The 12,213-nt window shown below is 62.5% G+C and carries 8 protein-coding genes; all 8 read left to right on the top strand.

Translation table 11 applies throughout. From position 1 onward, the window contains the following. Positions 1-107 precede the first annotated feature (107 nt). The 8 genes from hutH (J7E36_RS07755) (at position 108) to mdoH (ending at position 11,745) form a co-directional block, all read left to right on the top strand. Positions 108-1,631, top strand: coding sequence for a histidine ammonia-lyase (gene hutH, locus J7E36_RS07755; RefSeq protein WP_215001564.1), 1,524 nt, complete (start codon positions 108-110; stop codon positions 1,629-1,631). 127 nt (positions 1,632-1,758) lie between these two features. Then, positions 1,759-3,297: a histidine ammonia-lyase gene (gene hutH / locus J7E36_RS07750; RefSeq protein WP_215001527.1), complete on the top strand. Its 1,539-nt coding sequence runs from the start codon at positions 1,759-1,761 to the stop codon at positions 3,295-3,297. A 130-nt stretch (positions 3,298-3,427) separates the two neighbouring features. After that, positions 3,428-4,630: an imidazolonepropionase gene (hutI, locus tag J7E36_RS07745; protein WP_215001525.1), complete on the top strand. Its 1,203-nt coding sequence runs from the start codon at positions 3,428-3,430 to the stop codon at positions 4,628-4,630. Positions 4,631-4,641: 11 nt separating this feature from the next. Further along, positions 4,642-5,445, top strand: a complete 804-nt coding sequence (gene hutG / locus J7E36_RS07740) for an N-formylglutamate deformylase (protein ID WP_215001523.1) — start codon at positions 4,642-4,644, stop codon at positions 5,443-5,445. Positions 5,446-5,686: 241 nt separating this feature from the next. Then, positions 5,687-6,658 (top strand): prolyl aminopeptidase, encoded by a 972-nt coding sequence (pip, locus tag J7E36_RS07735; RefSeq protein WP_215001521.1) that lies wholly within the window; start codon positions 5,687-5,689, stop codon positions 6,656-6,658. Next, positions 6,655-7,092 carry a D-aminoacyl-tRNA deacylase gene (gene dtd, locus J7E36_RS07730; RefSeq protein WP_215001519.1) on the top strand — a complete coding sequence of 146 codons (438 nt, stop codon included), beginning with the start codon at positions 6,655-6,657 and terminating at the stop codon, positions 7,090-7,092. The genes pip and dtd overlap by 4 nt, the downstream gene beginning before the upstream one ends. Before the next feature lie 350 nt (positions 7,093-7,442). After that, positions 7,443-9,182 (top strand): glucan biosynthesis protein G, encoded by a 1,740-nt coding sequence (locus J7E36_RS07725; RefSeq protein WP_231286536.1) that lies wholly within the window; start codon positions 7,443-7,445, stop codon positions 9,180-9,182. Further along, a complete protein-coding gene (gene mdoH / locus J7E36_RS07720) occupies positions 9,175-11,745 on the top strand; it encodes a glucans biosynthesis glucosyltransferase MdoH (protein WP_215001515.1) in 2,571 nt (856 codons plus the stop codon). Before J7E36_RS07725 ends, mdoH begins: the two co-directional genes overlap by 8 nt. Positions 11,746-12,213: the final 468 nt, after the last annotated feature.

Raw genomic sequence — 12,213 nt, 5'->3', positions numbered from 1 at the left:
GCAGGCTCGCTCCCACAGGTGATCGCATTCCAATGTGGGAGCGAGCCTGCTCGCGATGGCGTCGGTAAAGCTGCATCAATGTTCAGGATGTACCCATGAGGTCAACAATGTCCCAGGCTGAAAAAATCATCATCGACGACGCCCCGTTGCATTGGCAGGACGTGGTCGCCGTCGCCCGCTTCGGCGCTACGCTTGAGCTGTCGGCCCAGGCCTGGGCGCGGATCGACAATGCCCAGGCCATCGTGCAGCGTATTGTCGAGAGCGGCGAGCGTGCCTATGGCGTCAACACCGGCCTGGGGGCCTTGTGCAATGTTTCGCTGAAGGACGAACAACTCAGCCAACTGTCGCGCAATACCCTGCTCAGCCATGCCTGTGGCGTGGGCGCCCCGTTGTCTGACGAACAGACCCGGGCGATTCTTTGCGCGGCCATCCTCAACTACAGCCAGGGCAAGTCCGGCATTCATCGTCGGGTGGTCGAAGCGCTGCTGGCGCTGCTCAATCGCGGCATCACCCCGCAAGTGCCGTCCCAGGGTTCGGTGGGTTACCTGACCCACATGGCCCACATCAGCATTGCGCTGCTGGGTGTCGGCCAGGTCAGCTATCGCGGGCAAATCGTTGCGGCGCAACAGGCCCTGGCCGCCGAGGGCTTGCAACCGGTGCAACTGGGGGCGAAAGACGGCTTGTGCCTGGTCAACGGCACGCCGTGCATGACCGGTCTCAGTTGCCTGGCCCTGGCCGATGCAACGCGGCTGGTGCAATGGGCCGACGTGATCGGCGCCATGAGCTTCGAAGCCCAGCGCGGGCAGATCGCCGCGTTCGACGCCGAGATCATCGCCCTCAAGCCGCACCCCGGCATGCAGCAGGTCGGAACCAACCTGCGGGCCTTGCTCGACGGCAGTGAAGTAATTGCCGCAAGCCTGGGCATTCGTACCCAGGATGCCTTGAGCATTCGTTCGATTCCCCAGGTGCACGGGGCCGCTCGCGATCAATTGGCGCACGCACGGCAGCAGATCGAAACCGAACTCAACGCCGCCACCGATAACCCGCTGCTGCTGGGTACACCGGATAATTTCCGGGTCATGTCCCAGGCCAATCCCCACGGCCAGTCGGTGGCCATGGCCGCCGATCTGCTGGCGATTGCCATGGCCGAGATCGGCTCCATCGCCGAGCGTCGTCTCGACCGGCTGATCAACCCGCACGTCAGCGGCCTGCCGGCTTTCCTGGTTGCCGATCCCGGGGTGAACTCGGGGATGATGATCGTGCAATACGTCGCGGCGTCGCTGTGTGCGGAAAATCGCCAACTGGCGCAACCGGCGGTGCTGGATAATTTCGTCACGTCAGGCTTGCAGGAGGACCACCTGAGCATGGGCACCAACGCCGCCTTGAAGCTGCACCGGGCGCTGGAAAACTGCACGCAGATTCTCGCCATCGAATACCTGCTGGCGGCCCAGGCCTTTGAGTTTCTCAAGGCGCAGCGCTTCGGCGCCGGCACCGACGTCGCCTGGAAATTGCTGCGCGAGCACGTTCCAGCCTACGACCAGGACCGCTGGCTGGCGCCGGACATTGCCCGTGCCGCTGCGCTGCTGAAAGACCCAAACGTGCTGCACACCGCATTACCGAATTTGCATTGATCAACACCGCCAGCGTGCCAAGGCACCTATTGCCCATAAAGCATCGCCCAAAAAGCGAAGGTGACGGATAACGGAACATTCCGGAGCGACTGGCGGGTAAATAAAAAACTCTCAAAAGGAGCATGAAATGACCGCTTTGAACTTGATCCCCGGCCAACTGAGCCTGGCTCAATTGCGTGACATCTATCAACAACCGGTGACACTGAGCCTCGACGCCAGCGCTTCGGCGCAGATCGAAGCCAGCGTGGCCTGCGTGGAACAGATCCTCGCCGAGAACCGCACCGCCTACGGCATCAACACCGGTTTCGGCCTGCTGGCCTCGACCCGCATCGCCAGCGAAGACCTGGAAAACCTGCAGCGCTCCCTGGTGCTGTCCCATGCCGCCGGTGTGGGCGAGCCAATCAGCGACGCGTTGGTGCGCTTGGTCATGGTGCTCAAGGTCAACAGCCTGAGCCGGGGTTTTTCCGGTATCCGCCGGCAGGTGATCGATGCGCTGATCGCCCTGATCAATGCCGAGGTGTATCCGCACATCCCACTCAAGGGTTCGGTCGGCGCTTCCGGCGACCTCGCGCCGCTGGCCCACATGTCCCTGGTGCTGCTGGGTGAGGGCAAGGCCCGCTACAAAGGCGAATGGCTGCCGGCCGTCGAGGCCTTGAAAGTCGCCGGTCTCGCACCGCTGACCCTGGCGGCCAAGGAAGGCCTGGCGCTGCTCAACGGTACCCAGGTGTCCACCGCATTTGCCCTGCGCGGCCTGTTCGAAGGTGAAGACCTGTTCGCTGGCGCCCTGGCCCTGGGCAGCCTGACCGTGGAAGCGGTACTCGGCTCGCGCTCGCCGTTCGATGCGCGCATCCACGCCGCCCGTGGGCAGAAAGGCCAGATCGATGCCGCGGCCGCGTACCGCGACCTGCTGGGCGAGCGCAGCGAAATCTCCGCGTCGCACCAGAACTGCGACAAGGTCCAGGACCCGTACTCCCTGCGCTGCCAGCCGCAAGTAATGGGCGCCTGCCTGACCCAGTTCCGCCAGGCCGCCGAGGTGCTGGTGATCGAAGCCAACGCCGTGTCGGACAACCCGCTGGTATTCGCCGCCGAGGGCGACGTGATTTCCGGTGGCAACTTCCACGCCGAACCGGTGGCGATGGCGGCTGACAACATGGCCCTGGCGATTGCCGAAATCGGCTCCCTGAGCGAGCGGCGCATTTCCCTGATGATGGACAAGCACATGTCGCAGCTGCCGCCGTTCCTGGTGGGCAATGGCGGGGTCAACTCCGGCTTCATGATCGCCCAGGTCACCGCCGCCGCCCTGGCGAGCGAAAACAAGGCGCTGTCCCATCCGCATTCGGTGGACAGCCTGCCCACCTCCGCCAACCAGGAAGACCACGTGTCCATGGCCCCGGCCGCCGGCAAGCGCCTGTGGGAAATGGCCGAGAACACCCGGGGGATCCTGGCGGTGGAATGGCTGGCAGCCTGCCAGGGCCTGGACCTGCGCGGCGGCTTGAAGACTTCGCCGAAACTGGAACAGGCCCGCGGTCTGCTGCGTGCCGAAGTGCCGTTCTACGAGAAGGACCGGTTCTTTGCGCCGGACATCAATGCGGCCAGCGAGTTGTTGGCGAGTCGTTGCCTGAACGGGCTGGTGACGGCGAACCTGTTGCCGAGTTTCCAAGGCTGATCCGATCGTTCCCATACTCTGCGTGGGAACGCCTCATGGGACGCTCTGCGTCCCGCTCGACACGGGACGCGGAGCGTCCCGGACTGCATTCCCACGCAGAGCGTGGGAACGATCCTGACGGAGGACGTCAATGAAAACCCTCTGGCAAAACTGCCACGCCGCGACCATGGCCCAGGGCGTCTACTCGATCATCGAAGACGCTGCCATCGTCACCCAGGGCGAGCACATCCAGTGGATCGGCCCGCGCGCCGAGGTGCCGACCGGTGACTATCCGGTGGCCAACGACCTTCAGGGCGCCTGGGTCACGCCGGGCCTGATCGACTGCCACACCCACACGGTGTTCGGCGGCAACCGCAGCGGCGAGTTCGAACAGCGCCTGCAAGGTGTCAGCTACGCCGACATCGCCGCGGCCGGTGGCGGCATCGCCAGCACCGTGCGCGCCACCCGGGCCGCCAGCGAAGACGAACTCTTCACCAGCGCCGCCAAACGCCTGAAAAGCCTGATGCGCGACGGCGTGACCACGGTGGAAATCAAATCCGGCTACGGCCTGGACCTGGCCAGCGAGCGCAAGATCCTGCGGGTCATACGCCGGCTCGGCGCCGAGTTGCCGGTCAGCGTGCGCAGCACCTGTCTGGCGGCGCACGCGTTGCCACCGGAATACGCAGACCGCGCCGATGATTACATTGAGCACATCTGTGCCGAGATGCTCCCGGCCCTGGCGGCCGAAGGGCTGGTGGATGCGGTGGATGCCTTTTGCGAATACCTGGCCTTTTCCCCGGCGCAGGTCGAGCGGGTCTTTGTCACTGCGCAACAGCTGGGCCTGCCGGTGAAGTTGCACGCCGAGCAGTTGTCGTCGTTGCACGGTTCGAGCCTGGCCGCCCGTTACCAGGCGCTGTCGGCTGATCACCTGGAGTTCATGACCGAGGACGATGCCATCGCCATGGCCGAATCCGGCACGGTGGCGGTGTTGCTGCCGGGGGCGTTTTACTTCCTTCGCGAAACCCAGTTACCGCCCATGGACGCCTTGCGCAAGCACGGTGTGAAGATTGCCGTGGCGAGCGATCTCAACCCGGGCACCTCGCCGGCGCTGTCGTTGCGCTTGATGTTGAACATGGCCTGCACGTGCTTCCGGATGACCCCGGAAGAAGCCCTTGCCGGCGCCACGATTCATGCGGCCCAGGCCTTGGGCCTGGCCCAGACCCACGGTTCGCTGGAAGCCGGCAAAGTGGCGGATTTTATTGCCTGGCACATCGACTGCCCGGCCGACCTGTCGTACTGGCTCGGTGGCGATCTGGAAAAACGCGTCGTGCGTCACGGCGTTGAAATCGTTTGAGGAGAACGCTTGTGGAGAAGGTCCTGAGTTTCACCCAAGGGCGCGTGCCGCTGTTGATCAGCATGCCCCACGCCGGCCTGCGCCTGACGCCGGCCGTTGAGGCCGGGTTGATCCCCGAGGCCCAGAGCCTGCCGGACACCGACTGGAACATCCCGCGGCTCTACGCGTTCGCCGCTGAGTTGGGCGCCAGTACCCTGGCCGCCGAGTATTCACGCTTCGTCGTCGACCTGAATCGGCCGTCCGATGACACACCCATGTACGTCGGCGCCACCACGGGCTTGTATCCGGCGACGCTGTTCGATGGCGTGCCGTTGTTTCGCGAAGGACTGGTGCCGTCTGTCGAAGAACGGGCGACTTATCTGCAGCAGGTCTGGATGCCGTACCACCAGGCCTTGCAACAGGAACTGGCGCGGCTCAAGGCCGAGTTTGGCTATGCCTTGTTGTTCGACGCTCATTCGATCCGCTCGGTGATCCCGCACCTGTTCGATGGCAAGCTGCCGGACTTCAACCTCGGCACCTTCAACGGCGCCAGTTGCGACCCGACGCTGGCGAGCCAGCTCGAAGCCATCTGTGCCCGTCACGGCGGGTTCACCCATGTGCTCAACGGTCGGTTCAAGGGCGGGCACATCACCCGGCACTACGGCAACCCGGCCGAGAACATCCACGCGGTGCAACTGGAGCTGTGCCAAAGCACTTACATGGAAGAGTTCGAGCCGTTCAACTACCGGGCGGATCTGGCGGAGCCGACCCAGGTGGTGCTCCGGGAATTGCTTGAGGGCTTGCTGGCCTGGGGGCGGCAAACGTACAAACGTTAAACTGTGGAAGCAAGGCTTGCCCGCAATGCGAGCGACTCGATCCCCACCCAAGCGAGGTGCCTGCATCGCGGGCAAGCCTTGCTCCCACACATGACCTGCCTCGCACACCGCTGGCGTACCGGGTTGACATGCTTTGACTGCTCAGGGACATGCTCATTAAGGTGATTCGGGTTTATGATGCCGGACGGCAGATTAAATAGAAGTCCCCACAGGGATGACTCGACCCCTTACGGAGCGCGCAATGCAGACTTTGTACCCGCAGATCAAACCCCATGCCCGGCACGATCTGGCTGTCGATGAAACCCACACGCTCTATGTCGATGAAAGCGGCTCTCCGGAAGGCCTGCCGGTGGTGTTCATTCATGGTGGCCCGGGTGCCGGCTGCGATGCGCAGAGTCGTCGCTATTTCGATCCGAACCTGTACCGCATTGTCACCTTCGACCAACGCGGCTGCGGTCGCTCCACACCCCACGCCAGCCTGGAAAACAACACCACCTGGGATCTTGTCGAAGACCTTGAGCGCATTCGCAAGCACCTGGGCATCGAGAAATGGGTGCTGTTTGGCGGCTCCTGGGGCTCGACCCTCGCCCTGGCCTATGCCCAGACCCATCCGGAGCGGGTCCATGGCCTGATCCTGCGCGGGATCTTCCTCTGCCGCCCGCAGGAAATCGAATGGTTCTATCAGGCCGGCGCCAGTCGCCTGTTCCCGGACTACTGGCAGGACTACATCGCGCCGATCCCGCTGGATGAGCGCGACGACCTGCTCAGCGCCTTCCACAAGCGCCTGACCGGTAACGACCAGATCGCCCAGATGCACGCGGCCAAGGCCTGGTCCACCTGGGAAGGTCGCACCGCGACCCTGCGCCCCAACCCATTGGTGGTCGATCGCTTCTCGGAGCCGCAGCGCGCGCTGTCGATTGCCCGGATCGAATGCCACTATTTCACCAACAACGCCTTCCTCGAACCCAACCAGTTGATTCGTGACATGGGCAAGATCGCCCATTTGCCGGGCGTGATCGTGCATGGTCGCTACGATGTCATCTGCCCGCTGGACAATGCCTGGGAGCTGCACCAGAACTGGCCCAACAGTGAGCTGCAGGTGATTCGCGATGCCGGTCACGCCGCCTCGGAGCCGGGTATTACCGATGCGCTGGTACGCGCGGCCGGGCAAATGGCCCGGCGCCTGCTCGACCTGCCGCCCGAGGAAGCATGAAGGGTTTGTTGCAACGGGTTCGCGGTGCCCGGGTCGAAGTTGCAGGAGAGATCGTCGGGGCCGTGGACCAAGGCTTGTTGGTGTTGGTGGCAGTCGAGCCTGAAGACACCCGGGCCAGCGCCGACAAACTCCTGCATAAGCTGCTTAACTATCGGGTGTTCAGCGACGCCGACGGCAAGATGAACCTGTCTCTGGCGGACGTCGGTGGCGGTTTGTTGCTGGTGTCGCAGTTCACCTTGGCGGCGGACACCAAAAGTGGTTTGCGCCCCGGTTTTTCGACGGCTGCGCCACCCGCTTTGGGAGAAGAGCTGTTCAAGTATCTGGTCAGCCAGGCGAAACAGGTGCATGGCCCTGTGGCATCAGGTAGATTCGGCGCCGACATGCAAGTGCATCTGGTCAACGATGGACCGGTAACGTTCCTGTTACAGGTCTGAAAGCGTTTGAAACATCTTTTCAGACCGTTTTCCAGGAAAAACTAGGAGTTTTCTCAATAAATACTTTGTTGCCCCTGATGCGTTGTCACGCGGCCTGCTAGATAATCGCGCGCTACGGGGTGCCAGCATTCGCTGGTCCATTTGACTTAGGTAGAGACTTGTCCTGGACCGTTTGGGGAATCATTTTCTTCCAGCGGAGTCGGAACAATGCTCGCCAACTTGGCAGGAGTGGTCCGCGAGGTCGGTTTTTCAAAGCCGATACCCAGCAGATACGTTATCTGGCCGTTGGTTTTTTGATCTGTTTTCGGCGAGGGTTGCTCGTGATTGTTAGTCCCTGTAATGCACCAAAAATGTCTGCCAAACGGTTTAGAAACGCTCTGGTAGCGGGCTCGGCCCTGTTGTGCCTGTTCGGCGCGGGCCAACTGTGGGCATTCAGCCTGGATGATGTATCGGCGAAGGCTCAAGAGCTGGCCGGGCAAAAATACGAAGCCCCGCGCAGCAATCTGCCGAACGAATTCCGCGAAATGAAATTCGCTGACTATCAAAAGATCCGTTTCCGCACCGAAAAAGCCGAATGGGCTGACCAGAAGACGCCGTTCCGGCTGTCGTTCTATCACCAGGGCATGCATTTCGACACACCGGTGAAAATCAACGAAATCACCGCCACGAACGTCGAAGAGATCAAGTACGATCCGTCGCGCTTCGATTTCGGCGACGTGAAATTCGACCCCAAGGCCACCGAGCAGCTGGGCTACGCGGGTTTCCGTGTGTTGTACCCGATCAACAAGGCAGACAAGCAAGACGAAATCATGACCATGCTGGGCGCGAGCTATTTCCGCGTCATCGGCAAGGGCCAGACCTACGGCTTGTCCGCCCGTGGCATGGCCATCGACACGGCACTGCCATCCGGCGAAGAATTCCCGCGCTTTCGCGAATTCTGGATCCAACGCCCGAAACCGACCGACAAGCACCTGGTGATCTTCGCCCTGCTGGATTCGCCTCGGGCTACCGGCGCCTATCGCCTGACCCTGCGTCCGGGTACCGACACCGTGGTCGACGTGAAGTCGCGCATGTTCCTGCGTGATCGCGTGACCAAGCTGGGTGTCGCCCCGTTGACCAGCATGTACCTGTTCGGGGCCAACCAGCCCTCCAAGGTGCTGAACTATCGTCGCGAACTGCACGACTCCAGTGGCCTGTCGATTCACGCTGGCAACGGCGAGTGGATCTGGCGTCCGCTGAACAACCCGAAACACCTGGCCGTGAGCAACTTCTCGGTGGAAAACCCACGTGGTTTCGGCTTGTTGCAACGCGGTCGTGACTTCAGCCACTACGAAGACCTGGACGATCGCTACGACAAGCGTCCAAGTGCCTGGATCGAACCGAAAGGTGATTGGGGCAAGGGCACCGTCGACCTGGTGGAAATCCCGACTGCCGACGAAACCAATGACAACATCGTTGCGTTCTGGAGCCCGGAAAAACTGCCTGAGCCAGGCCAGCCGCTGGACTTCAGCTATCGCCTGCACTGGACCCTCGACGAAGCCAGCCTGCACTCGCCGGACAGCGCCTGGGTCAAGCAGACCCTGCGTTCCACCGGTGACGTGAAGCAGTCCAACCTGATCCGTCAGCCAGACGGCAGCGTGGCCTACCTGGTGGACTTCGAAGGTCCTTCGCTGCAAGACCTGCCGGAAGACGCCGATGTGCGTAGCCAGGTGAGCGTCGGCGATAACGGTGAAATCGTCGAGAACAGCGTGCGCTACAACCCGGAAACCAAGGGCTGGCGCTTGACCCTGCGACTGAAGATCAAGGACGCGAAACAGGCCACCGAAATGCGTGCAGCACTGGTTCGTCCGTTGACGCCTGTCGAGGCCCCGGCCGCATCGCACACCGTGACCACGACGCTGGCCAAGGCCGACAAAGTCGCCAAGCAGCAAGCCGCAAAAGAAACGGCGCAAGAAAAAGCGCAAGAACAAGCCAAGGCCGTCAAGGCTGCTTCCGCCGCCGTTGAAGCGACCCCAACCCCGCAGGAACCGGAAGCGACTGAACAAGTCCTGACCGAGACCTGGAGCTATCAGTTGCCTGCCGATGAGTAATACTTCAGTACAGCCAGAGACGCTTAGCGAGTACCTGGCCCATTTGCCCATGACCGACCAGCAGCGCGCCGAACTGGCGGGCTGCAAGTCCTTCAGCGAACTGCACGAACGCCTCTCGTCGTCGACCTTCGATGCACCTGCCGACGCAGCGCAAGCCTCGGTAGGTCGTCGCCTGACCCTGAACACCGCCGAAGAGCTTGAAGAAGCCGAGATGCTGGGGCTCGATGCCAGCGGTCGCGTGCGTCTCAAGGCTACGCCGCCGATCCGTCGGACCAAGGTTGTGCCGGAACCGTGGCGCACCAACATCCTGGTGCGCGGCTGGCGGCGCCTGACCGGCCGGACCAACCCGCCGAAGCCGCCCAAGGACGAGCGCGTGCTGCCGCATGCGCGCTGGCGTACCGTGGGTTCGATCCGTCGCTACATCCTGCTGATATTGATGCTCGGCCAGACCATCGTCGCCGGCTGGTACATGAAAGGCATCATGCCGTACCAGGGCTGGTCGTTCGTCGACCTGGACGAAGTGCTGCACCAACCGCTGCTGCAGACTGCCACGCAGGTGCTGCCGTATGCCCTGCAGACCAGCATCCTGATTCTGTTCGGGATCCTGTTCTGCTGGGTGTCGGCCGGTTTCTGGACCGCGCTGATGGGTTTTCTCGAATTGCTCACCGGCCACGACAAGTACCGCATCTCCGGTGCCAGTGCCGGCAACGAGCCGATTCCCAAGGATGCCCGCACTGCGCTGGTGATGCCGATCTGCAACGAAGACGTGCCACGGGTTTTCGCCGGCTTGCGCGCGACCTTCGAGTCGGTGGCCGCCACCGGTGATCTCGATCGCTTCGACTTCTTTGTGCTCAGCGACAGTAACGAAACCGATATCTGCGTCGCCGAACAGCAGGCCTGGCTGGATGTCTGCCGTGAAGCCGGGGGCTTCGGCAAGATTTTCTATCGCCGCCGTCGCCGTCGTGTGAAGCGCAAGAGCGGCAACCTCGACGACTTCTGCCGTCGTTGGGGCAGCGACTACAAGTACATGGTCGTGCTCGACGCGGATAGCGTGATGAGCGGCACCTGCCTGACCAGCCTGGTGCGCCTGATGGAAGCGACGCCGGACGCCGGTATCATCCAGACCGCGCCACGGGCATCGGGCATGGACACGCTGTATGCGCGTATGCAGCAGTTCGCCACCCGGGTGTATGGCCCGCTGTTCACCGCTGGCCTGCACTTCTGGCAGTTGGGGGAATCCCACTACTGGGGCCATAACGCGATCATCCGCATGAAGCCCTTCATCGACCACTGCGCCCTGGCGCCGTTGCCGGGTAAAGGTGCATTCTCGGGTGCGATTCTTTCCCACGATTTCGTCGAAGCCGCGCTGATGCGCCGTGCCGGCTGGGGCGTATGGATTGCCTATGACCTGCCCGGCAGTTACGAAGAGTTGCCGCCAAACCTGCTGGACGAACTCAAGCGTGACCGTCGCTGGTGCCACGGCAACCTGATGAACTTCCGCCTGTTCCTGGTCAAGGGCATGCACCCGGTGCACCGTGCGGTGTTCCTGACCGGCGTGATGTCCTACCTGTCGGCGCCGCTGTGGTTCTTCTTCCTGGTGCTGTCCACCGCGCTGCTGGCGGTGAACACGCTGATGGAGCCGCAGTACTTCCTCGAACCGCGCCAGCTCTATCCGTTGTGGCCACAATGGCACCCGGACAAGGCCATCGCCCTGTTCTCGACCACCATCGTGCTGTTGTTCCTGCCCAAGCTGCTGAGCATTGTGCTGATCTGGGCCAAGGGCGCGAAGGAGTTCGGCGGCAAGTTCAAGGTGACCCTGTCGATGCTGCTGGAGATGCTGTTCTCCATGCTGCTGGCGCCGGTGCGGATGATCTTTCACACCCGTTTCGTCCTCGCCGCGTTCCTCGGCTGGGCCGCAACCTGGAACTCGCCGCAACGTGACGATGACTCCACGCCGTGGAGCGAGGCGGTCAAGCGCCACGGTCCGCAGACCCTGCTCGGCTTCTTCTGGGCGCTGCTGGTGATCTGGCTGAACCCGAGCTTCCTGTGGTGGCTGGTGCCAATCGTCGGTTCGCTGATGCTGTCGATCCCGGTCTCTGTGATCTCCAGCCGTGTTGGCCTGGGCTTGAAGTCCCGTGACGAAAGCCTGTTCCTGATTCCCGAGGAATACGCGCCGCCACAGGAACTGCTGTCGACTGACCACTACACCCATGAAAACCGTTGGCACGCGCTGAACGACGGCTTCATCCGGGCGGTGGTCGACCCCCAGCAGAATGCCTTGGCTTGTGCGCTGGCAACCTCGCGTCACGGCAAGGCCGAGCCGATCGAATGGCTGCGGGTCGAGCGTGTGCGTCATGCCCTGAAAGCTGGTCCATCGGGGCTGAACAATGCCGAGCGCCTGGCGCTGCTGAGCGACCCGGTGGCCTTGTCCCGCCTGCATGAGCAGGTCTGGAGCGAGGCCCATCCTGAGTGGTTGGCGGCGTGGCGGGCATCGGTGAAGGCCGATCCTCATGCGCCGTTGCTGCCGCTTCAGCCATTGAGTCTTCAGCCTCAGTTGGTCTGATACGCAAAAGCCCCGTTTCTGAAAGGAAGCGGGGCTTTTTGTTGGCTTCTGTTTATGCGAACACTGGCTGTGGCTGTTAGGTATTTTTGTGTGTATATCCGTTGCTGTGGTAACGGCGACTTAGGGTTCCGCCCTTACGGCGGGTCACTTTTGGAAGGGCCGGGAGCCGGACCAGCCAAAAGTAACCAAAAGCGCTTTGCCCCACCACTCGGTGCCTCGCTTAGGCTCGGCATGCCCGAACGAAGGCATTGCTCCGTGGGCCCGCCGCGAAGGGCCATCCATGGCCCAGCGCGGCTAATCCGGCATCCATGCCGGATTGCCCACTGCGCAATACCTGCGTTCGGCCAGCGTGGTTAACGGGGCGCCCCAGATCAAAGGCTCGCCGAGGCGGCCTTATAGCCGACCTGGCTCTTTCGGCCATACACCCGCCAGATCTGCGGTGCCTGGGCTGTAGAACCAAATCTATGA

The organism is Pseudomonas fluorescens (assembly GCF_018614775.1).
GTDB lineage: Bacteria > Pseudomonadota > Gammaproteobacteria > Pseudomonadales > Pseudomonadaceae > Aquipseudomonas > Aquipseudomonas fluorescens_BY.
The sequence above is the reverse complement of the archived record's forward strand: the minus strand, read 5'-3'. Positions and strand labels throughout refer to the sequence as shown.